Source organism: Pseudomonas sp. BP8 (assembly GCF_017875955.1).
GTDB lineage: Bacteria > Pseudomonadota > Gammaproteobacteria > Pseudomonadales > Pseudomonadaceae > Aquipseudomonas.
Window position 1 is genome coordinate 3,481,616 of sequence record NZ_JAGINK010000001.1, and the last position, 22,540, is coordinate 3,504,155.

Here is a 22,540-nt window from a genome sequence, read left to right on the forward strand (position 1 = left end):
CTCAGTTTTCTGCTTAACTTGTTGATTTTTGGTAATTTATCTTACGTAAATTTTATTTGACAGGCGCCCCAGTGATTCTGATCAGCTATGGCTTTTGGGCTACACTGGTCATAGGTATAGTCGAACGGAAAAGGTTTTATCATGGCACGCTCCCATCCTCTCATCGAGGCCCGGCGGTTAGAATACGAATTTGAAAAGGTCTTTCGTGGACTTGAGGAGCGAAGGAAGGAACCTGAATACGCCCAGGATATTGAGTTTTTTAGAAAGCTGGAGGATCTTAGGGTTAAATATGGCTATTCTTACGTCGAGGTTGCTGACCTGCTTTTGAGGCGATATGCAGGATCAATTGACATGCTTTTGAGTGGTGTTGCTGCAGTCAATACCAGGGCGGTCAAGGAATTGGTTGATATTTACACTCAACCTGATGAAGAGTGCGGTTCGGGTGATACGACGCTGAAGCCAAAATCCGACCAGCATTCAATGTGTTCTGCTGTCGAGCACATTGAGTCTTGATTTATAAGGGTGAAAGAAATGGATCGTATTGAAGAGCTACTCTCTATCACGAATCAGATTACAAAGGAGTATGAGTCTTTACTGCCTCTACTGCGCGATCCGGAAGTATCGAAAGCGGTCTCTTTTTTAACTGAACTGGATTCTCTCTCCGAGCAATACGAGTTTACGGCCATTGATATTGTGCGGCTTATAGATCCAGGCCGTGCAGAAGCAATGCAGGCTATCGCCAGTACAAAGGCTAACAGTTCAAGATCCTAAAGGTGTCAAGAGCAAACTTAGCAGCAAGATACCAACGTCTGTTAATGTCGAGAGTATTTACTCTGCTTTTCGATTCCAAATCCTCCCCACGGTGGTAGTAGATACTCCCACTTTATCTGCAGTATCTTTTCGGCTCAGTCCTTGTTCGCGACATTCCAAAATAGCCTCCACCGTCCCCGGAGGTGTCCTGCGTCCAGGCTTGGTGGTGACCAGCGATCCGTCTTCAAACTCCCCGAGCCATCTCGCTAACACACCAAGTTCAGCCAGTTGCTGACCATCGTCTTCGAGGTGCACGAGCAAATCCTTGTGCGATTGGCCACGCTCAAGGCTTGCTGCGACGGTGAGGAGGGTGAGGGCATCGACCTGAAGCACTGAAGCGATTGCTTCCAGCGTATCAATGGTTACGCCGCTCTTAGCGGTTTCGAGATTGTACACGTGCTTGGGATCGACGAGCCCTTGGAAGTCATCCTTGCTGAGGCCTCGCGAAGCCCTCACGAGCCGGAGGACTGCGGCTAATGACTCTCTCAGTGGCATGACGGCTCCCCAAAGCTGAGGATAGAGCCACATTGATTAAATTCAATCCATGGAATATATTCCCTGTTCTGCACGTTTTGCCGGATTGGTCGAGCGAGGCGGGGCGGACGTCTGATCTCGAGCTCAGTGCCCAGCCGCCAATTTATGGAAAACCTTTACGACAGGCTCATGCGGCCCTGTATGCACCGAATCGCCCAGGGTTAAGCCTCTCGGGTACACGGGTTCGCAGCAGCGCCATTTGTGCCCCTGCACGTCCACCTCTGATACGGAATAGTCGGAGCCGCCACGCAGAGCTGCGTTAGGGCAATAACCCGAAATTTTCAATGCGTCGCCCAAGCGATGGCTTCACCGAGACGATCGATGTTCAGAACAGACGACAATGATTTGGCAGGCGTACCAGGTATGTTTGGCCATGGCCTCGCTCACTGGCATGCCGTGACCCGAATGCTCCGAAAGCACTGGTTCCATCTCTCGGTTGTGATGGTCGGGCAGGGTAAGGGCCATGAGTTTGAGCTCATGGTCAATGACGAGCTGAAATTGCAGCAAGTCCTTCAGGCCCAGGACGAGGAGGTTTTCGTCAAAGAGATCCAGGTTGTCACCCCAGCGAACATGAACGGTAGCGGTGCATGGCGGATGGAGAAGGTAAAGAGCCTGGCGATCGGAGATGACCAGGATGGTGACAGCGTCTGCGTCGTTACGGTTGACGGTGGTTCTGTTTACCACGATTCGTACCGTACGAATCTGGATGTAGCGTCGCTCACCAAGATGCGGGTTTTGTACGATGCCCTGAGCGCGAAAAGGAGCTTGCAATGAGCGAAGGTAAGCTCGAAAGCTCTGTCGACAGCGAGCTCCTATCAGATAACCATGTCCCGGCTGCCGGCCTTGAGCTCTCTCTTGAAGCTGCTCGTGCTCTGGTTGTCGAGCGCTTCCCACGTAGGTCGTACTGCATCGTCGAAGACTGGACGCTGTTCGAGCCTGACCTGACCGAGGATGAGTTGGCCAAGGTAAAGGCAGTAGGCCTGGTGCCTCTGATCGTATTTGCCCACTGCGTTGTTGACGACAGTGAGGGTCGGTTCCCGCCTGGTGGTTGGGTTCGGTCGACGATGTGTGCCTCATTCGTAGATGGGGTTTTCGCGGCGACGAGGAACACTGTCTACGTGCTGCTAGGCCCGGGTCGTCGTCAGAAAGCCACCCTCAAAACCATCTTCTCTTTCTTTTAAGCATGCAGCACTGCGTATGGAGCGCTCCTCAGCTGCATGCTAAGAATCCAGGTTGTAAGGACACCCAATGGCCACATCCTTCAAGCTTCAATTTCACGGCAAGCGGCACTCTGACTTCGATCTGCGGCGAATCGCCCGGGCGATGGAGCAAGGGTTCGCTGAGCCTGTAACCGCCTACCTAACAGATGCTTTCATCATGTCTCGGGCAGGTGGAGGCGTAGTGTTTGGATTTGAAGGTGACGACCCTGCTGGCCGTTATGCTGATGGTCGTGTCGTTCAGACGGCAAAGGTCAATCGGCTGGAGAAGGAAGGGCGGTTTTGGGTGCTGACCACTGTGGAGGGTAGCCGCTATGTGATGGCTGCTTTTCGTCGAGAGGGCGGTCGGAACTCTCTGCGGGATTTCCTGCAGATGGCTGTGGCTTGAGACTCTTCTAGCTAGGTGAGAATTATGGCGTTGCCAGCTGCGCTACCAGAGATTTTGATCGAAGAATTCAGGGCCCGGTACCCGCGGTTGTTCTCTGATCCTGAAGTGGACGATATCTACTGCAGTCCAGGATGGAGAGGGATCCTCTTGGCGCTGTGCGACACGCTGCAGGAACGCTCTGATCGGCATCCAGGTGTGGTGCCGGTGACGGTTGGGCAGATCAAGTCCAAATTCGGCGAGCTCCATTTTTTCTATGACGGGGGCGATGACTACTGCCATGGTGCGGTGAGTGTTGCTGCTCAGCTGTCTCTGCGAACCTGTGAGGATTGCGGAGCGTCGGGTAAGCAAGTGCCTGGTAGGTGGGTTCGTACCTTGTGTCCAGCACACGATGGAAGTGGGTCGAAAACAGTGGTGTAGGCTGGCACATTGTTTTTGGGCGCGCCGCTTCGCGGAGATGCCCACTAAATCTAAGTTTTCAAAAAAGTGGCTTCAGGTCGGAGTTGCTTGCGGTCTCCCTCTGCCTATTGCTGGGTGCTGGGAGTTTTCTTGACAGGAGTTATATCGTGGCAATCGCTGATTACATTAAAGTCTCGGGAACGCTTGAAGACATTCGAGTATTTGAGCGTAAAGAAGGAAGCGTTCGGGTAATCATGAAGATCGATGGTGTTCTCATTCCGAACACTGACATTCCGATTAAGCTCTACGAAGAAATCGAGTCGGGTAAGCACTACGATTTTTATTGCGTCTACAAAAAATCCAGGAACAAGTTAAAAAGTACCGGCGTGGTCTATGCGTTCAAAGAAGGCGGTGGGCGGATCCGTTCTTTGACCAAGCTTCGTTTGGCGACGCCGGTATACATGATGGTTCATGGGGCTATTTGGTTTGCGGCGGCTTATGTTGCTGTATTTATTCTTGCACTTCTGCCAGTGCTCGCAGAGCATCCGACGTCAGGAGCCATGCCCGTTCTGCACTGCTATTCAATGATAGGTGGGGCAATTCCAGGCTTGTTCTTCCTGTGGTGCGCTATTGATTTTTGGCGCAAATCAGCGAATTTGGAAGCCTGGCCGAGCGTTGCTCCTAGTGTCGTGATTGAGCGTTTCAGTAAGCTCCATAAGTAAGCGATCTTGCCTGAGATTGGTAGCTTGGGCGTGCCGCTGCGCGGCCAGGCTGTCGTGAACCGAGCCCCGCATTTCACGGGCCTCGGCCCTTCGGGCTTCCATCCCGCACGCCTTCGGCCGGTTCGGCCTGCGCGCTCCGCTTGCCTGAAGCGTTCCTATGCGCGCAATGGGGAGGCAATGTCCCGAAAGAGCCATTGATGCTTGTAAGCAGTGAACTAGGTTGCATACCTATCCCAGCTCTGAGCTCGTTGTTTCTGCGGATTTTTTCCTATTTGTAGCGGCGGTGAAGGCCTTAATTTCCAATGGTTAGGATTGAGATCAGTCATCGTAAAAACATAGTGTTTTTTCGGATTTCCCTGACCGATCATGGGCTTCTCAGAAGCATGGTACTGCAAAATCATGTATCTCAGATATCGAAACCCTTCGCTAGGCCTCAGCGCGTTGCTACTAGACTCCATGGCCTGCAAACCATTGGTTGGGTAGTTGGCATTTCTGTCGAGGTAATCACGGGGTGCATGTCGATATTTTTACCGTAAACCCTGGCGGGCTTCCCACATTCCCCGCATTGAATCTGAATCGACACACCCATCTAGGCTAACGTTCTAGGTTCAAGACTACTGGAGACCACTAGCTCATTGACTTAGAATTGCCGGTCAATTGAGAGCCCGAGTGAACACGCAGTTCGGGGACAAGCAGTCATGTTCTGCGTTTTCGTGTTAGCGGCGCAGCTGGCGTGAGCTTGGGCGGCCATCTGCAGCACTTCAACTCATCCCTGCTAACCCTGGAACCCTTGGAAAGCGCTGTTGACGCAGGCTAGCGCCGTCTGGTTGGACAGGCCTGAGAGCGAGCGAAGGTGCGAAATATGATGGTATGATGGCTATGAGCCTTTATTCAGCCCACCTTACCAAGGTGCGAGAAAATTGGGTGTGTCGCTCTGTTTGAGCGTTTCTGCTGTTTGTGCGCCAAGGTGATTATGCAAGGAAGTAATAGACGGAGTGAGGCCGGAAGAATGAGATTCGATTTTGAGCGTCCGTTGGTGGCATATGCGTACCTAGCCCAGTCGGGTGCGCAGAACGACATTCTTGGCGGTCTCATTCCGCTAATTGCGCCAATTGCAAAGGATAAATCGGGGCAAATCGTCAACCCAGATCACTTACGGGACGAACTCGCCAGGCTTTACGGTATTGATGTCCATCCTTGGGCCATGGAGGAGCTGATGCCTCGGCTTGTCCGTGCCAAGCTGGCAACGGAACGCCAGATGGGACGCAATCGATGCGTCCATTACTACGCCGAAACCCAAGAAGTCCATGCGGATGGGGTATCTGAGTCCGACATCCAAGACATTTTGGACGATGTCGCTCGTTTTGCCGAGTCGATCATGGGCAAAAGCGGGTTAGAGCTTGAACATCAGTACATCCAGAAGCTTTTTTTGAATCAGCTAGTGACCTCTGACTTCCAGGTGAGGCTGATCAACCCGAATCATAGGGTTGCCAGCGATTCGAAAATTCTGTCCTTACCGGGTCGTACGCAAAGCGTGACAGAGGCCCAAGAGCATGAGCTTTCTGAAGAGGCCCAAAACGTCAATCGGGTCAAAATAATTGGCGCCGCTTATGTGCTCCATGCTTACCACCACAACCCAGACGTCTATCAGAAGCTTCTGAACATCGCCTCGGGTGCCATCATCGCTGAATTTGTTCTCAACCTGAGAGAACCCGGTGAGAATATTCAGCTATCGGGCCTTAAGCTTTATCTCGATGGCCCTCTCGTTATGTCTTATCTTGATCTTGACGAGGTCATCGCTGGTCAGCACATCACTTTGCTGCTCGAAAAGTTGAAAGAGAAGGGCGTCCAGCTCTGCATTTTTCGAGAGCATGTCGATGAGATTCAAGATAACCTGAGAGCTGCACTAGCGGTTCACAGCGGAGACCTCAGCGGACGCCCTCGAGTTACGCACCGCCGCATTTACTCTTCGGCATCCTTCCGATCGTACGCTCAATCCATCTGCTCGGATGTTGACGGCGCCATCATGCGCAAAGGGATCATGGTTGTACGCCATCCAGAGCAGGGTGTTAATTACTTCAGCGATGAGTTGGTGAATCAGCTTACCAGTAGGCTTGGGAGCTACGGCGCTCAAGCCCGATACAGGGATGCTCGGGCTATAAGTGGCATCCTGAGGCAGCGCGCGGGCAGGATAACTTCCCGGAGCTTCTTCCACGATTGCAGGCATATTTTCGTTACCGAAAACAGATTTGTGGCGACCGTAGCAACGGATTTCGTCATCAGGCACTGCGAATATCGGCAAAGCTACGTGCCTCCTGTGATTACCGATCGTTACCTGGCAGGCCTCATGTTGGTGATCTATGGCGGTACATCCTCTGCTGAGGTCAGTCATGAAAAACTGCTAGCGAATTGCGCCTCTGCGCTTGAGCCTAACCACGATCTACTCAGCCGTGTTACCGGCTTCTTGAAGGATGTGGGAGGCGACAGAGCGGATGCGTTCATCGAAATGATGACGAACTCTCGCGCCTCTCAACACCAAGCCGTCTATCTATTAAGCGATAGTGTTGTTATCCGTGACTTGGCTGATGCTGAGCGAGCATTCGTTGATTTTCAGAGTGAGATTGAGGAGAGCCTCAAGACACGATACGAGGTTCAAAGGGCTCAAGATCAGGAGCATCACGAGCGTCTGCTGGCAGAAGCCAAAGCTGACAAAGATCAGATTGTTGGTGATGCGGAAGCTACTAGCCGCCATCAGTATGCTCAAATCGCGGCGCTCGAAGGATCGCTTGGGCAAGCTCAAGCTGATGCGGCGTCAATTCGAGAGCAATTGGAGGCCCAGGCCAAGGAAACACTTCAACGCGAAAAAAATGATTTAGAAGATCTTTTGGGCACAGCTACACAATCGGTACAGAAAAGAACGAAAGTGCTCGTCTATTCGCTAACGGCTCTGGGGGTAATTGTAGCTATCGGGGCTAACTACGCGCCCTTCATCGCGCAAGGCCCTATCCAGAAGATTTTTTGCGCAATTTCACTTGTTGCTGCTCCAGCATTTTTCAATCGCTTGTCCACCTATGTTCTGAAGGCGAAAAACACCAAGAAAATTGAGCTTGAATTCCGCAAACTGTTGAAACAGCGTCGCAATCTTGAACGGGTTTCCTACGACTACGAGATTGATTTCGAAGCTGGCATCGCAAATAGAGTTGTGGAAGCGCCTTTAGCTAAGGATATGACCCCTCTGCCAGAAGTTGAGGGGGCATGAGAGGACTAATTGCCTGAGCACAGATGTGAAGGGGCTTAGCCGGCAGCTTGAGTGCCGGCTTGCATATTGAGTGCTTTCTCGCGGGTGCTCACGGTAATGTTTAACTGGCTAGCGGGATGATGCCGCTGTACTTTTAAAGTCAGTTATCTCGTATAGGATCCACTCAATGTCACGCCTTGCCGAATACCGCCGGTTGTTCGCAATTGGTTTTCGAGTTGGATAAGCTGATCCAGGGTTAACTATCGAAGGTTTCTGTCAAATTCCGTGAGCTTAGACCAAAGGATGTAGAGCGGCTGGCTTTGAAAAAACTAGGCTATACGCGAGTGCAGCTAAAACCGAAGAAAGCCTTCGCCCCTTCAGGGAATAGTTAGGCGTCCACCAATACTCGCCTCTGTTTTCGATTAATGCGATGCACTGCATGAGAGTAGCGATAAGGTTCAGCCGCAGCTTGGAGGCTGTATGTGCGTCAGCCCAAGCTTCATTTCTAGCCAGGGACTCGTCGCCTGTTTCGTCCACCAGCCTCATGACATCAATTTCTCCCATCGGATTGACAGTCTCATTTACCGCCATGGTGGCCAAATGGTACTGTCGATCTGTTGTCGCCTTTCGCGACTCGCCGGCATAGGAGAAGCCAGCTTGGGAGCATCAGCAAATGTGCCTGGAACCTCGCCATTTCTTTCGAGGTTCGCCACACCAAGGACAGGGGAAGATACGATTCCCGGCTACTACTCCTCTGAGCTCCGCATGTGGGCGGTCGACTCGCCGGCGGGAGTAGTGCCGATCATTGCCGATGGGGCTCTGAATGAGCTCATGACCAAGACCAAGGTCAACGCAGAACAAGATGATGAGGCGTGCTGGCAGGTTGAGCTCCTGACCAAAACCTACCAAAAGGTCGAGAGCGACGATGACGATCCCTCTCCCTATCGCGGGCAGTCCTCCGTTGAACTGCGTGATTTTGACTCAAGCAATCACTTGCTGCAGTTGGTGACCAAGACAGATGCAAACACCGAGCGCGATGATCGGTGCGAGGCCAATCATATTCTCGAGCTGATCACCAAGACCAATGTCGAGTTGGAGCGTGACGACAATGGCGATCCAACGTTCGGGCTCGACACTCGCTACTACTCAGACTGATCTGGACACGCACCATGTTGCTGCTGGTTACTAATCGTCGTGACATCACGATGGACTATGTCGTGGCAGAGCTCCGCCGGCGCGGTGAACCACACATGCGACTGAACACCGAGATGCTCCCGCAGGCGCTGTGTACGATGGCGGGGCATCCGCGTGATGCTTGGTCAATTTCACTGGGCGGGGAGACTGTCCGGGGTTCTCAGATTTCAGCCGCCTATTTCCGTCGGCCAGGCGCACCATCAGTATCTGACCAGGTAGAGGATGCAGGGGAGCGCGCCTATATCGAGGCAGAGTGGAGCAGCTTTCTCAAAAGCTTGTATTCGCGTTTGGAGGGGCGCTGGCTGAATTCTCCCGCCAAGATATTCATGACTGAAGACAAGCCGATGCAGTTGCTGCTGGCCCATGAAATTGGCTTCCATGTCCCCCAAGCTTTGATTACAAATGACATTTCATCGGCCCGGGTTATTACTGAGGGAGGCCAGGCCATTGGCAAGCCGCTTCGCCAAGCTGTGCTCACTGGGGAAACTGAGCGTGTCATCTTCACCTCTCGACTCGGGCAGATTGATGACGACCAGGCCGAAGCCATCGCGTTGACCCCCTTCATTGTCCAGGCCGAAGTCCTGAAGCAATACGATGTGCGGGTTACGGTGGTTGGTAAGCGAGTTTTTGCTACGGCGATCTGGTCTCAGGAAAATCCCGAAACTGAAACTGATTGGCGCCAAGGCAGTCGTCCTGATCTACGGCACGAAAAAATTGTGCTCCCTGAACACGTGCAAGGGCAGTGCATCGAGCTAGTGGCTCGCCTTGGTCTGCGCTATGGGGCCATTGATTTGATCTGTGATCGCTCCGGCAAGCTCTGGTTCCTGGAGATAAATCCTAACGGCCAGTGGGCTTGGATTGAGAACCTCACGGGGTATCCAATCGCTTCTGCAATCGTTGATGAGTTGACGGGGAAAGCAGTTGTTCATGCTTAAGCAGCGACTCCGGTGGCTCTGGCCAACCATCATTCCTCTGTCGCTAGATGAGCAGCAGGGAGACGATCAGTGGCGCCGTAGCATGGCGTTGTCCGTGCGCGATGGTGATTGGTCTCGAGACAGTGATGTGGTTTTAGAAGAGGCCCGTCGACTGTTTGATGCGGAGGTCGATCGACGTAAAGGGGCTGATGCTAAAGCCGGTATTTACCTCGCTGCGATCACGGCGCTGATACCGGTTTTGGTGTCTTTGATACCTAGCTTGTGGAACGACAAATCAAGCAAGTGGCTGAGCTGTCTTGGTCTGTTTGTATTCGCCTGGGCGGTTGCATATCTGTTGAGGGCAGGAGGCTGGGCGTTCAAAACGCTTAAAGTCGATGGCTTTGATGTGGTGAGCCCATCGGATCTAGCTCGTAGCTGGAAAAAAGGATCACCGAAGGCAGCGTTGGCCAAGGAGCTCTCTCACGCTGTGCTTAACAACTACCCCAAGGTGAACCGGAAAGTGACGGGCATCAAAATGACCCATGAGTTTCTGCTCCGGGCGTTTCTGACCTTCACGATTCTGATGGTTTTGCAGGTGGCGTGGCCGGTAGGAACTTGGGTTGTCGGCGAGGCTATGAAGCTGGTCGATCCGGACGTGATAGCCCCCCTGATCATGTGCTTTTCGTGATACTGCGAAACAGCAGATTCCGAGGCTGAGCAAAGAAAAAAATGGCCACCACCCGCGTGGGGGTGATGGCCACATGGCACTGAACTCCGTCAGAACAGTGCCAGCCCGGTCAGCAGGGAAGTGCGGCTAGGAGCCGCAATTTTGAGCCGACCATCTGCCAAGGTAGAGCGGGCCCACCTCGGCCTGGACTCGGAGTGATACTCGACAGCGACCGCGCAATGGGATCTGCTGTTGTGCATCGCAAGGTGCTTCAGGGAAGAGCTTGCGTATCAGGGTTTCATAGCTTTCGGATGTCACAGCAGGGCATGTTGGCACGGGAAGCCGCCTCGATACCTTGCACACTGTCCTCGAATACAAGGCATAGTTCGTTGGGAATGTTGAGTCGCTTAGCTGCCTCGAGGAACAGATCAGGTTTGGGCTTGGCTTCACCTACATCGTCGAAAGTGACAATGGTGTCGAAGAGAGGGGTGAGCCCAAGCACCTGAAGTGATGCTTTAACGATTTCCTTCGATCCGCCTGAGGCGACTGCCATAGGAAGGCGTCCTTTAAACCTTCGTGCAATCGCTGTGACCGCAGCTACCTCGCGGAGGTGTTCTCCAAGATGCTGGAGATAGTGACTCCTCATAGTGCTAATCACATCATCACGTTGCAGGACGACACCGTGCTCGTCCTCGAAATGATCCATCAGCACTACAGCCTACAAACAAGGGATCATCAAAGGTGTCGGCGGGACTACCTGGCACTGGGCTGGATCGAGCTGGCGCTATCTGCCTAACGACTTCCGTATGCAGAGTCTCTACGGGGTAGGGCGGGACTACGCCATCACTTACGATGAGCTGGAGCCTTACTACTACGAGGCCGAACTTGAAATGGGTGTTATGGGGCCGAACGGTGAGGAAATTGTTCCTTCCGCACCACGCCAACATCCATGGCCGATGACGTCGATGCCATATGGCCCAGGCGATCGCAAATTCACGGAGGTCGTCAAGAAGCTGGGCTACGACAATACCCCGGTTCCACAGGCTCGCAACAGCCGGCCGTATGACGGGCGACCTCAATGCTGCGGTAACAATAACTGCATGCCAATCTGTCCGATCGGTGCGATGTACCACGGGGCTTACTCCGTCTGGAAAGCGGAAGCATTGGGGGCAAAGGTCATCGCGAACGCGGTGGTGTACTCGATCGAAACCGATGCTAGTAATCGGGTTGTGGCGATGAACTACTACGACCCGGACAAGCGCTCGTTCCGTGTTACTGCCAAGACCTTCGTGATCTCGGGCAACGGTATCGAAACGCCGAAGCTCCTCCTGCTCGCTGCAAACGATCGCAATCCAAACGGCATTGCCAACTCGTCTGACCAGGTTGGGCGTAACATGATGGATCACCCTGGCATCGGCATGAGCTTCCAGTCGGCGGAGCCGATTTGGTCGGGCGGTGGTTCGGTGCAGATGAGCTCCATCACGAACTACCGTGATGGCCCATTCCGCGCGGATTACTCTGCCATCCAGATCGGGTACAACAACACGGCTCAGAACTCGCGCGCGGGTATGAAGGCTCTGTCGATGGGCCTGGTAGGTCGTAAGCTGGACGAAGAGATTCGTCGCAGGACTGCTCACGGTGTCGACATGTACGTCAACCATGAGACGCTCGCTCATCCCGATAACCGTCTGGTGCTGTCGAAGACTCACCGTGATGCGCTTGGCATCCCGCATCCTGAAGTGACCTACGACGTGGGTGAGTACGTTCGCAAATCCGCGAAGCTGTCTCGCGAGCATTTGAAACGAATTGCTGAGGCGCTCGGCGGTACCGAGATCGAGATGACATCGTTCTTCACCCCGAACAACCATATTACTGGCGGAACCATCATGGGGCTTGATCCCAAGGACTCCGTTGTAGATGGCTGGTTGCGGACTCATGACCACGCGAACCTGTTCCTTGCGACGGGTGCTGCAATGGCGGCGGCGGGCACCGTGAACTCGACTCTCACGATGGCTGCTCTGTCTCTCCGGGCAGGGGATGCCATCCTGCGAGACCTTAAGCACGTGTAAACAGTGTTTTTTAGCGTCTGATTGCAAAAACGCCCGAAGCCAGGCTGTTGGGTTCGGGCGTTTCTGATTCTGCAATGCAGTTGGGGATTGACCAGCTCGCTGCTTCTTCGACAGAGCTTTTAGCTGCTTTGGGCTGACAGGTGCTCGTTCAGCGAATGAACCAGCCCGGAGCCAACTTCAGGGTCATCTTCAAACTGCTCAGCAAGCCACGAGGCCAGAAGCGGAGTGTCTCTTAGAGTGATTTTTTCTTTCACGCTGTAGCTATCGTGGCATTGGCTGGATTTGTGTATCTTAATGAATACATTATTTCCGGATACCACGTACCTCATGCTTGTTCTTAGGGAGCCGGAAATAGCTATCATTTCTTTCGAGTTTTCACCGAAAGTATTTATTTCATATCGAGGGTTATATGATTTGAAAAGTGGTAGGAAATGAAAAAATCTACGCTTTTTAAAATCATTCAATCGATTTTCTGCAGCTGCTAACGCTGCAGACCACGCCCTTATATTTAGGTTTGTGTCCAGTTCTTCATTTGAAAACTTCAAGTCGATTGTGTCCGGCGCGAAGAGTGTAAATGAATTTGCCGCGACAACGACATGGTCAAGAGAAAACTCTAGCGGCCTCATTGCTACGTATGGCATAAGCTTGCCAAGAGAAGAGGAGTGAACAACAACAGGGCGTTTATTCTTATTTCCCTCGATTACTCTAAGCTTTGGAGTGGCTAATGGAGTTTGAGGGCTTGGGGTTAAAGCAGTACCAACTGAAGCGATAGAGTTCCAACTTTCGTTGAGATCGTCAAGCATAGGGTCATCTAGCCCAACACTGGGAATGTCGTCGCGGTATTGTAGAGGGGCGCCGCCATGCGGCCACGCACTGGCTTCATCCTCGTCAAGCGTCATTCTAGAAAGTTCCGCTAGAATTTTTTTGTTGCGCTCGTCGTTAGGAGAAGTGGCCAGTTCCACAGCGATTTCTTGCAGGCGCAATACTTCTTCAACGTCGTCAATGTCAAGACGTTCGCCAGTCACACTCGCCACCGCGTCGGCTATATGTGATAGTTGCAGAGTTTGTTCTGATTGCGTCATGGATTTAGCTGCCTATTGATCTAGACTAACGCAGAAGCTGCGGTGGGCAAAGAAGCTCTCTTTCTGTCATTTTTAACGCAGAACTGCAGTGCATCCTCAGCTGTCCAATGAAAGAACTCGTCGCGGGGATGATTTCTGAACTTGGTTACGACTTTGTCGCACTTTTCGAGCCTAGTCATGCCGCACTTACTCCCATAGAAGTCGATAAGCTTCTCACCGCCTTGGGAGGCGGCATGGAGGAGCATCTCTCCACTGCCGTCATTATCGAAAGTGGCTTGGACGGCACAATCCAGAAGTGCCTTTGCTACGCCAAAAACGTAGGGGCGCTTCAGGACTTCTTCATAAACCTCAGATGGGGCATCAGCTAAGTACCAAGTGAAGCCACGTATACCCCACTCATCGACTTGTGAGTGAAGTTTAGGGACTGCAGTCAGCATGCCAATTGGAAATTGAGCACCATTCTGTTCAACCACGATGCACATCGACTTCACCCGGCCGGATTTCACCTTTGGCAAATGGCTAACAAGTGAAAAGCTCAGCGCGCCGAGCCAGATATTTCTCCAGTTCCAGCCGATATCTGCTCGAGTTGTAGAGGTTTTTTCAGCCCCCTCCCAGATGTGGTAGTGCTCCTCGACCAAGGGTTGAACATCAGTGATCCAGCGTTTGACAAGCGTCCAGGTCATGGGAACCACGCTGACTACGACAGCATGCGGTTCTTTAGGATTGTCTGGGTTGTTGATCGGAAGCCACCGAATCGGGTTGTTCAATGCAGGCATAGAGGCTCGACAAGATTCACGTTCACATCTCCTATGGGCATAGGGACACGACAGACCGTGCTTGTCATGGGCTCGATAACCCCGGAAGCTGCTCATGGCCGGCGGGGTTGCAGACGCCATTTCCCTATGATGTCGCGGTGATACTACCATGTCGCTCATCTTCTTCATATGCACCAGCTGTCTACTGGGCGCCTCCTAATCTGCCATAGGACGATTGAGCCACTACAGAGTTCACCTTAACCCCTTTGGCTCTCTTGGTGCTGCTACAGGTGTCTTGCCATGCTTCTTTAGCTTAGCTGTTGCCCGCTGGAAGGTGATTACATTCCGTTCATCAGCGGATAGACCGTCTGGCTGGCAGCGCGATGCCGTAGCGTTGCTCAATTTCAAGAAGCAGCTAAGCTTTCAGGCTGCAAATAGTGCAGCGGTGGCCTATTTCGCGTGCGACACAACCATTTCGCCGCGTTTCGCCTGTGGGGTGCTTATCCCATGGAAGAGAACCTACAACAGCGTGCCGAGCATCTGGTTGGGCTTCGCACACACAATCCAGCGTGGTTGATTCTCGCCTCGCCGCGAGCTCCTTTTTTCCTGGCCAGCCTTCGTATCCTCTTCGAGCCTGGCCGTGACGGCGTTGAGATGAGCGACGCACTCAGATCTCTGGCTGATACCTTCGCAAATTGCTCCGATCCTGAGTTTTACAAGATCGAGCGTGGGGCTGAGCTTCACCAAGCAAACCGAGAGCTCAGGGAGTGGATCAAGCGCCGGCTCATCGTTGAGCGGAACGGGCGAATCTACGCAACTGATTTCTTGGAATCCGCATTTCGGTTCACTGAATCTCTCGAAAATCGCTTCATGACGTCAACCGCCTCCCGGTTGTCAGTCGTGCAGCGTGAAATCGAGAATCTCGAGACGCACCTCAATTCGGATGTGAAGAGCAGGAAGCTTGCACTAAAGCGGCGTATCAAGGAACTGTTGGCTGAGCTAGAGCGAGCCAAGGCAGGGCTCATCCCGGTACTTGATGAAGAGAAGGCCATTGAGGGCATCATTGAGGTCTACTCCCTCGCTATCAGTTTGCTAGCGGATTTTCGAAGGGTGGAGGATTCCTGGCGGGATGCCGACCGAAGGCTGCGCCAATCGATCATCAGTGAGAGGTTTAACCGGGGAGAGATCGTTGACAACCTGTTGGATGGCCAGGAGGCTTTGCTCAATACGCCAGAAGGCAGAGTCTTCGACAGTTTCCAGCAGCAGCTATGGGCTCCGCTCGAGCTTGAGCGTATGCGGCATCGCCTGCAGAACATCATGCGCCATCCAGCTGCTTCCAAAGCGCTGACGAAAACCCAGCAGGTCGAGTTGCTGCGGTTGGTGCCGAGGCTACTCAGAGAAACAGAGCTGGTGCTACAAGCCAGGGCACGGAGCGAGCGAGACGTCAAAAGCTTCATGAAGACAGGGCTCGTTGCTGAACACCACCGCGTCGGGCACCTGCTCAATGAGTTCTTCAGTATGGCCGTGAACATTGATTGGAGTCGCCAATCAGTGCGGCACTTGCAAGTTCCGCTACCTCCGTTGGGCATGGCCCTGGTTAAAGTGCCGGCGGTTGAGCGATTGGGCTTCAAAGGTATCTCCGGAGAAATTGCTCCAGAGCTTGATCTCAGTCGGCGGCCAGCAGATCTGGAGGAGATTGACGATGAGTTCTGGCAGTCCTTCGATGGGCTAGATCGAGATGCATTCATCAGAGAAACCTTGAGAATACTGGCCGAGCAGCAGCGCCCACTCTCTCTTGCGGAGCTGGCCTCGTTCCTTCCTCCGACCCATGATCTTGAGTGCTTCACGATATGGATCACCATGGCCCGGGAGGCTGGAATTGATGTGTACGAGGATCAGACCGCTCCTTTTGATCTGACTGACAAAGATGATCGTCAGTGGCGCTTCCATCTGCCCTTCACCCAACTTGAGAGCGAGAAGCTTCGCGACATCAAATGGGAGCTCTGACATGCCAAGCATTTTTGATGAATTGACAGGTAGTCCGGAAGAGGGCGAAGAGCGCGATGAGGATTCGGATCAGGAACCGGAGCCGGATGATGACTTGGAGATCGATGAATCAGATCTGGAAGGTGACGACCAGCGAACACCCCGGGTCATTCGAGAGGTGGTTCAGGAACTGTTCAAAAACGGATTTATTGAAGAGTCCGATTACAAGCGCCTCTACCGTGCGGCATTGGCGAATGCTGAGCAAGTGGAGCAAATCTTCGAACCCTTCGATCTTGATGTTCAGTATGACGAATTTCGAGGCCTTGCCTTTGTCAGGGTGCGCCGTGAGTCAGGTGAGATCGCGCAGGCTTGGACGCATCCTCTCATCAGGCGGTACCCCTTCAACCTAGAGCAGACACTGCTGATCGCTGTTCTTCGACAACACTTGATCGAGTGCGAAATGGAAAGCGGGGTTGGGTCGGCTATCCCTCAAATGACAGTCGATGACGTCATCACACAGTTGCGAGCCTATCTCGGGGAGCCTGGTTCAGACTTCAAAGATCGTCAAAGGGCAGTGAGGCTGCTTACTCACCTGAGAAAGCATCATCTCATTTCAATGAGTGAGCAAAGCGATCATTTCACCATCCGTCCGTTGATTGCCCACGTGGCAAACCCCGAAAATTTGGCGGCATTGCTCCAGTGGCTGGAAATTCACGACCTCAGTGCCGATCAGCTCCCGCCAACGTGTGAGGAAGGAGAGGACACCGATGAATAGTCTAGTGAGGAGCCCAACTGGATATGTTCTGAGGGAGTTGAAAATATTCAACTGGGGCAGCTTCAACGGTATGCACCCAGCACCCATTCACCCCGGTGGGACATCATTAGTTGGTGTAACTGGTAGTGGGAAAACAACGATCATCGATGGGTTTATGACGTTGATTTGCCTGAATCCGCGTTACAACACTGCCTCTACAGGAGGCAATGATAGTGATAGGGACTTGGTTTCTTATGTGAGAGGGATGCCGTCTCTGGGCGACGGGCAAAATCTCAAGCAGAAGGGCAGCCGGCCCGGGCAAACGACGTCAGGGATCTGTGCCACCTTCGCGCGAGGAGAGCAACTGGTGCGCCTTGGTGCCGTGTTCTTCTTCGAAGGCACCAGTTCCGCAACAGCTGAGCTAGAGAAAAACTGGATTTTCTGCACCAACCCGGAACAAAGCCTTGAGTCTTGGCTCGTGACTTTTCACGACGAGGGAAGGCGTGGCTTGGAGCTGCTTGAGAGGAACACCCAAGGTTTTTGGGTTCATTCTGTTCGAAGGGACTACATGGCGCGTGTCCGGGCCCAGTTCCAAGTCAGTGACAACGCTCTCTCGTTGTTGAACCGAGCAGCCGGCATCAAGCAGCTCACCGACATCGACGCGATATTTCGAGACCTAGTGCTGGAAGACCGGGCTGCCTTCAAGCGTGCAGACGAAGTGGTGAAAAGCTTCGACGACCTCAACATCATCCACCAGGAGCTGGAGCTTGCTCGGGCTCAGCAGCAGAAGCTTAAACCTATCGCTGAGCTGTGGGCTCGCCACCAGCAGCAAGAGAAATCGCTCGCAGAGCTGAGGCTTGTCAGGGATCTAACGCCAATATGGTTCGCCGAGCAATCGCATCATCTCTGGTCGGAAGAGAGGCGGGGGCTGGAACAGGAAACAGAGAAGGCTCTCTTCGTAACGCACCGCCTCGGTGATCAGCGCAACGAGCTGAAGCAGCAATGTGATGTCTTCCTGCAAGCCTACCTACAGAAGGGAGGCGCTAGCATCGATCAACTACAAAGGCGTGTGGAGGAGTGGATAGCTACCAAGCGTGTCCGAGCAACCACTTCTGGCCAATATCGGTCACGGATGCGCAGGCTAGGCCTCAGCGAGGAACTATCTGAAGCTGGGCTGAAGCAAAACAAAGAGCTGGCTCATCAGCGTTGTGAGGCTTTGGCACAGCAGATTACAGAGCAACGCTCCGAGGCATTTCAGATTGGGATAAACGAGTCGGATATTCGCGGTCGTCTCGAAGGCCTCCAGCAGGAGGTTGAGGAGGTCAAGCAGCGCCCAGGTTCAAACCTGCCTACTGGGTACCATCAGTTTCGTGCTCAGCTAGCGGAATACTTGGAGGTGGATGAAGCACTGTTACCCTTCGCCGCAGAGCTGATCCAGGTGAAGGCTGAAGAGCAGGAATGGCGGGGGGCGATCGAGCGCGCGATCGGTGGACATAGGCTTCGCGTGCTTGTTCCGGCTGACAAAGCTAAAGCAGCGCTGCGTTGGATCAACGGCCGCGACAACCACCTGCATGTAAGAGTGCTTGACGTGGATCTCGATACTCCTAGGGGCGAGATCTTGCCTGACGGCTTCGCACGAAAGCTCATTCTCAAGCGGCATCCGTACAAGAAAGCTTTAGAAGTTCTGCTGGCCGAGTTAGATCGCCATTGCGTTGATAGCTCGGACGCGTTGCTGGCCACTCCGCAAGCAATGACCAAAGAAGGGATGACGTCAGAACAGCCCCTTTTCTTCGAGAAGCGGGATCAGCGCCTGTTGAGTTCTGACTGGTTCACAGGGTTCGATAATCGGGATCGGCTGACGTACCTGAGCCAGGAAATAGTGAAGGTTGACGACCAGCTGGAACATGCCCATGAAGCGCTTTGTGCTGCAAGGGATCGTCTGGGTGAGCTCGAGGAAGCGAGCACTGCCTATCAATTGATCAACGATGTTGAGTTTGAATTCATCGATCTCCATGGCGCCGAAAGTCAGGTTATCGATCTCCAGGGGCAGCTTGAATACCTGACTCGCCCCGGCACAGACATCTCTATTGCCAAATCACAGTTGGATGAGGGTAACCAAAGGGCTGAGACCCTAGAGGTGTCGTTTCTCGAGGCGCGTGATGCTTATACTAGGTTGCTTGACCGGCTCAGAATAGCTGTAGAGAAGGTCAACGAAACGCTGAAGCAAGCGGAAGTGGGGCTTTCTCCTGAGCAGCATGAGATCCTTTCCAAGTACCTTCCTACCGTCAGCGCCGAAGAGCTTACAGATCTCAGTAAGATGGAGCTGAGCTGCTATCACGACCATTCAAGAGTTATCGAAGACTCTCGTGATCAGCTCGAAAAGCTTGAGAACGAATTGATCAGGAAAATGGCCGACGCCAAGTCTGTGGACAGCGGTGCCTTGGTTGAAGTCGGTCTCGAAGTGGCTGACGTGCCTGCATACCTTGATCGCTTGACCATCCTTACTACAGAGGCCCTACCCGAGAAAGTCGAACGCTTCCTCACCTACCTGAACCGCTCCTCCGATGATGGCGTCACTCAGCTTTTGAGCTTTGTTGAGCAAGAAGTCGTGATGATTGAGGAGCGGATCGAGGAGCTGAACAACACCTTACGCCGCGTCGAATTCCAATCAGGAAAGTACCTTCGCCTCGTTACAAGCAAGGTCGTCCACAAGGATCTGGTTGCTCTGCAGTCCGCGCAACGGAGGCTTAATACCGCTCGCTTCAAGGATGATGTCGGCGAGACCCACTACCGAGCGCTGAGGAATGTGGTTGAAAATCTCAGGAATGCCTCTGAGCGAAAAAAGACCACAGGCGCGCGGGCCATACTTGATCCAAGGTACAGGCTGGAGTTCTCCGTCGCTGTGGTAGATAGCGTCACGCGAGAGGCCACCGCAGGTAGGAAGGGCTCGTATGGTGATAGCGGCGGAGAGAAGGAGATCATCGCGTCCTACATCCTCACAGCTGCTCTCGGGTATGCATTGTGCCCTATCGGTGAAAGCAAGCCGATTTTCAGCACCGTGGTGCTCGACGAAGCCTTTTCTAGAACCTCTGTGAGCGTCGCCGCTAGGATAATTGCGGCCCTGAATGAGTTCGGACTTCACCCGATTTTCGTAACCCCCAACAAGGAGCTGCAGCTTCTCCGGCTTCACACCCGATCAGCCATCATCGTTCACAAAAAAGACGGCGCTTCGAAAATGGTGTCTATGAGTTGGGAGGAGCTTGAAAACTACTACAGCAGCAAAAAAGCCAAGGGGAGCAAAGACGATGCCGGCGGTGACGCCTGAGCCTGGGTGAAACGTATGAAGTCGCCTGAAGATCTGCGGCTGAGGCTGATACAGCTATGGCTTAAGCCAGGTATTCGTTCCAAGCAGCTTCGCAATCCCGCCTCTTGGCCGTGGGCGCTGAATATCGGTAAACCTCCATCTCGGTGTTTCAATGCTCGGATAGCTGAGGTTCAGAGGCATGTGGAGGCCTGGCGTGCCGTGAAGGTGGGCAAAGTTGAGTGGTCGAGTGTTTCCTACAGAAATGGGGCTGACACTATTCTCGTCCCGAGTAAATGGTGCCTGCGCACACCTTCAGAATGGGTGGCCGCGACAGAGGACAGGTCTACGATGGAGGAGTTTGAGGCCCTGGGATATCTGGTCGAACGTGTCCCGGAGCACTTCCATTCCCTTCTCATTCAGCGACGACTCCTATGGAAGGGTAAGCCCAGCGAGGAGGTCGTACAGGCTGCAGTGCTGGCTTCCCAACTCACTCCAGGCTGTGCAAAGGGGCAGCCTTTGCGACTGCTTTCTGGGTATGGCGTAGATACCAAGTTCTTCGAGCGGAATGAACTGATCCTGAGGAAGTTCCTGGATGTCCTGTTTGAAGGAGAGGCCTCAGAGCAAAGCTTGTGTGGCTTCCTGGACGCCTACGATGAGACAAATCACTGGGTACTGGTGGTGCCTTTGGAGGATGGCCTGTTGCCCTTCAAGCGGCAGAGGGTGACAACTTCAGAGCTTGCCCAGGTGGCGTTGCCTGGCTGCAGGCTTCTGGTGGTAGAGAATGAAAAATGCCTTCACCAGCTAGTTGATGTGCCAGGAACAGTCGCGGTCTTGGGATGTGGTCTCGACTTAGCGTGGCTCGACTCATTCAGGCATCAGGACAAGGACGTGGCCTACTGGGGGGACATGGACACCTGGGGACTGCGTATGCTCGCGCGGGCCCGGATCAAGCATGGCCAGGTCACTTCACTGTTGATGTCTAAAGCTCTCTTTGATGAACACAAACGAGGCTCGGCTGTGAAGGAGCTCGTCCGAGCGCAGGATACCGTGCCGCCCGGACTCACGGCATCTGAGAGCGAGTTGTTCTGCCATTTGGTGAAAAGCCAAAAAGGCAGGTTGGAACAGGAGTTCATCCCAAGGCAGCAGGTGCACAAAGCTTTGCAGGCTTGGCTGTCCTCAAGCAGCAACCCTTCATGAGGCTGCAGAGCCGCTTTGGCTGCAGGGCGATTATCAGGATGAGAGGATGGCGGTGATGAACATCGAAGGGGTATTCCTGCGCTAAAAAGCGCGACACTGGATCGGCGATACGTGCAAGCCAGCCGAATTTGCCGAAAAAGCTCATGAAGACTTGTTGGCGGCCTACGCGACCTTTGATGCCAGTGGGTGCGCAGACGCACGGTTTCTTAACGACTGTGCTCTGCAAACGCGACCAAGTCTGCCCAGTGCCCCGGCGAAATAATGCTATTCGAGCGCCTGAAGCATGCAGGGTACGACCCCAGACCTTCGCTTGTCATCAGGGCGTTAGAAGACGCCCTAATGTCTGTTCAGCTACCCTGTGGGGAAAGGTCTAGCCGGTTTATTGGTGCTCACTCCATGTACTGATGAAGCTCCGCCAAAAATTCGCAGTGTCCCTTGAGTTTATCCAGCTCGATCAGAAGCTCTGCGACTGGGAATACCATCAGCTTGGCTTGCCCACCCGTCAGCGCGATACCGTCTCGATTTTCCCCCTCTTTTTTATTTTTAGTGAACGCCACTAAGTAGTTACCAGCTCTGTACTTTTTGACGACCCAGTGGGAGAAGGTGTGCCTGAAGTCCCGGTGCATCTCAAGGATTTCAATCGCTGAAATGATACCCACAGTATCGATGCTCAGGATGGTCTGCTGAGCCTCCTTTCTCATGTGGATCAAGACATCAGCATCGACTAGCTTGAAAGCAAAGTCACTTGCGGAGCCTTCCCGCTTCTTCCGCAGTATCGCGATCAGGCCACGGCACAAGGCATCTGCTGAGCAATACACTTGGACAAGCTCACCCATAAGGGCGAATTCGTCCTTGCCAACCCCTTCCAGGTGCTGAAGCAACTCGACATCATTTCGGGTAGCCACGAGACGGTTCACAATGGCAAGAGCTTCCGCTTGCGTCGACCCCTGAGACGATACAGGTGCGTTCATATATTCCCTCGAGTGCCAAAAAAGATACTTATTATAGCGTTATGGTGGTTGGCAATGGGGCTCCATCGGCATCCGATCCAGGCCAGAGGCAACCATGCACCCGGATGGATTGAACGGGTTAGATCATCTGAGGCTGTCTTTTCACATATGAGAGGCTGCGGTGGCGTCTTTTCTGAGCCTTAAAATTGACGTGATCTGTGTGCTGGCTGATAGCGTAACCACCTCTGCCTGAGGCCGCGTTTCAGGTGAAGAAGATTCGTGAGACGATCTGACCCGAGATGCAGGCGCCCACTCACTAGCGGTTAAGGCATCGGTCGTGCCTATACATGCCAGACTAAAGAG

At 53.3% G+C, this 22,540-nt stretch carries 19 protein-coding genes and 1 pseudogene; 15 read left to right on the forward strand and 5 right to left on the reverse strand.

Annotated elements, in window-relative coordinates; all coding sequences use genetic code 11:
• Nucleotides 1-141 precede the first annotated feature (141 nt).
• Together J3B00_RS15215 and J3B00_RS15220 are read left to right on the forward strand one after the other, a co-directional pair.
• The gene (locus J3B00_RS15215; RefSeq protein ID WP_209868310.1) at nucleotides 142-513 is read left to right on the forward strand and encodes a hypothetical protein; all 372 of its coding nucleotides are present in this window, start codon (nucleotides 142-144) and stop codon (nucleotides 511-513) included.
• Between the two features lie 18 nt (nucleotides 514-531).
• A complete protein-coding gene (locus J3B00_RS15220) occupies nucleotides 532-771 on the forward strand; it encodes a hypothetical protein (protein WP_209868312.1) in 240 nt (79 codons plus the stop codon).
• A 57-nt stretch (nucleotides 772-828) separates the two neighbouring features.
• On the opposite strand, the gene J3B00_RS15225 is transcribed toward J3B00_RS15220, so the two are convergent.
• Nucleotides 829-1,206 carry a hypothetical protein gene (locus J3B00_RS15225; protein ID WP_209868314.1) on the reverse strand — a complete coding sequence of 126 codons (378 nt, stop codon included), beginning with the start codon at nucleotides 1,204-1,206 and terminating at the stop codon, nucleotides 829-831.
• Nucleotides 1,207-1,665: 459 nt separating this feature from the next.
• On the opposite strand from J3B00_RS15225, the gene J3B00_RS15230 reads away from it, so the two are divergent.
• From J3B00_RS15230 to J3B00_RS15265, 8 genes are all read left to right on the forward strand, one after another.
• Complete coding sequence (locus J3B00_RS15230; RefSeq protein WP_209868316.1) at nucleotides 1,666-2,118, forward strand: hypothetical protein; 453 nt, start codon at nucleotides 1,666-1,668, stop codon at nucleotides 2,116-2,118.
• A complete protein-coding gene (locus J3B00_RS15235; RefSeq protein WP_209868318.1) occupies nucleotides 2,115-2,525 on the forward strand; it encodes a hypothetical protein in 411 nt (136 codons plus the stop codon). The genes J3B00_RS15230 and J3B00_RS15235 overlap by 4 nt, the downstream gene beginning before the upstream one ends.
• Before the next feature lie 67 nt (nucleotides 2,526-2,592).
• Nucleotides 2,593-2,949 carry a hypothetical protein gene (locus tag J3B00_RS15240; protein ID WP_209868321.1) on the forward strand — a complete coding sequence of 119 codons (357 nt, stop codon included), beginning with the start codon at nucleotides 2,593-2,595 and terminating at the stop codon, nucleotides 2,947-2,949.
• Nucleotides 2,950-3,512: 563 nt separating this feature from the next.
• Nucleotides 3,513-4,067 carry a hypothetical protein gene (locus J3B00_RS15245; RefSeq protein WP_209868323.1) on the forward strand — a complete coding sequence of 185 codons (555 nt, stop codon included), beginning with the start codon at nucleotides 3,513-3,515 and terminating at the stop codon, nucleotides 4,065-4,067.
• Between the two features lie 1,009 nt (nucleotides 4,068-5,076).
• A complete protein-coding gene (locus tag J3B00_RS15250; RefSeq protein WP_209868326.1) occupies nucleotides 5,077-7,326 on the forward strand; it encodes an ATP synthase F0 subunit B in 2,250 nt (749 codons plus the stop codon).
• A gap of 579 nt (nucleotides 7,327-7,905) precedes the next feature.
• Nucleotides 7,906-8,460, forward strand: a complete 555-nt coding sequence (locus tag J3B00_RS26645) for a hypothetical protein (protein WP_245362561.1) — start codon at nucleotides 7,906-7,908, stop codon at nucleotides 8,458-8,460.
• A 14-nt stretch (nucleotides 8,461-8,474) separates the two neighbouring features.
• The gene (locus J3B00_RS15260) at nucleotides 8,475-9,434 is read left to right on the forward strand and encodes an MvdC/MvdD family ATP grasp protein (RefSeq protein WP_209868328.1); all 960 of its coding nucleotides are present in this window, start codon (nucleotides 8,475-8,477) and stop codon (nucleotides 9,432-9,434) included.
• Nucleotides 9,427-10,101, forward strand: a complete 675-nt coding sequence (locus tag J3B00_RS15265; protein WP_209868331.1) for a hypothetical protein — start codon at nucleotides 9,427-9,429, stop codon at nucleotides 10,099-10,101. Before J3B00_RS15260 ends, J3B00_RS15265 begins: the two co-directional genes overlap by 8 nt.
• A gap of 304 nt (nucleotides 10,102-10,405) precedes the next feature.
• On the opposite strand, the pseudogene J3B00_RS15270 reads toward J3B00_RS15265, so the two are convergent.
• Nucleotides 10,406-10,786, reverse strand: a pseudogene (locus J3B00_RS15270) (HAD-IA family hydrolase); the annotation flags it as partial.
• A gap of 100 nt (nucleotides 10,787-10,886) precedes the next feature.
• On the opposite strand from J3B00_RS15270, the gene J3B00_RS15275 reads away from it, so the two are divergent.
• The gene (locus J3B00_RS15275; protein WP_209868335.1) at nucleotides 10,887-12,149 is read left to right on the forward strand and encodes a GMC family oxidoreductase; all 1,263 of its coding nucleotides are present in this window, start codon (nucleotides 10,887-10,889) and stop codon (nucleotides 12,147-12,149) included.
• 119 nt (nucleotides 12,150-12,268) lie between these two features.
• Here J3B00_RS15275 and J3B00_RS15280 read toward each other — a convergent pair whose 3' ends face one another.
• Both J3B00_RS15280 and J3B00_RS15285 read right to left on the reverse strand, forming a co-directional pair.
• A complete protein-coding gene (locus J3B00_RS15280; RefSeq protein WP_209868338.1) occupies nucleotides 12,269-13,231 on the reverse strand; it encodes a hypothetical protein in 963 nt (320 codons plus the stop codon).
• A 20-nt stretch (nucleotides 13,232-13,251) separates the two neighbouring features.
• Nucleotides 13,252-14,007 (reverse strand): hypothetical protein, encoded by a 756-nt coding sequence (locus J3B00_RS15285; protein ID WP_209868340.1) that lies wholly within the window; start codon nucleotides 14,005-14,007, stop codon nucleotides 13,252-13,254.
• A 486-nt stretch (nucleotides 14,008-14,493) separates the two neighbouring features.
• Here J3B00_RS15285 and J3B00_RS15290 point away from each other — a divergent pair, with 486 nt between their 5' ends.
• From J3B00_RS15290 to J3B00_RS15305, 4 genes are read left to right on the forward strand one after another with little or no spacing between them, the layout of a single operon-like run.
• Nucleotides 14,494-15,993: a DUF3375 domain-containing protein gene (locus tag J3B00_RS15290; RefSeq protein ID WP_209868343.1), complete on the forward strand. Its 1,500-nt coding sequence runs from the start codon at nucleotides 14,494-14,496 to the stop codon at nucleotides 15,991-15,993.
• A gap of 1 nt (nucleotide 15,994) precedes the next feature.
• Nucleotides 15,995-16,747: a DUF4194 domain-containing protein gene (locus J3B00_RS15295; protein ID WP_209868345.1), complete on the forward strand. Its 753-nt coding sequence runs from the start codon at nucleotides 15,995-15,997 to the stop codon at nucleotides 16,745-16,747.
• Entirely contained in the window at nucleotides 16,740-20,051 is a 3,312-nt protein-coding gene (locus J3B00_RS15300) for an ATP-binding protein (protein WP_209868347.1), read from the forward strand. The genes J3B00_RS15295 and J3B00_RS15300 overlap by 8 nt, the downstream gene beginning before the upstream one ends.
• A gap of 15 nt (nucleotides 20,052-20,066) precedes the next feature.
• Nucleotides 20,067-21,227 (forward strand): Wadjet anti-phage system protein JetD domain-containing protein, encoded by a 1,161-nt coding sequence (locus J3B00_RS15305; RefSeq protein ID WP_209868350.1) that lies wholly within the window; start codon nucleotides 20,067-20,069, stop codon nucleotides 21,225-21,227.
• 389 nt (nucleotides 21,228-21,616) lie between these two features.
• Here J3B00_RS15305 and J3B00_RS15310 read toward each other — a convergent pair whose 3' ends face one another.
• On the reverse strand, nucleotides 21,617-22,198 hold the full coding sequence (locus tag J3B00_RS15310; protein ID WP_209868352.1) for a hypothetical protein: 582 nt from the start codon (nucleotides 22,196-22,198) through the stop codon (nucleotides 21,617-21,619).
• Between the last annotated feature and the right edge of the window lie 342 nt (nucleotides 22,199-22,540).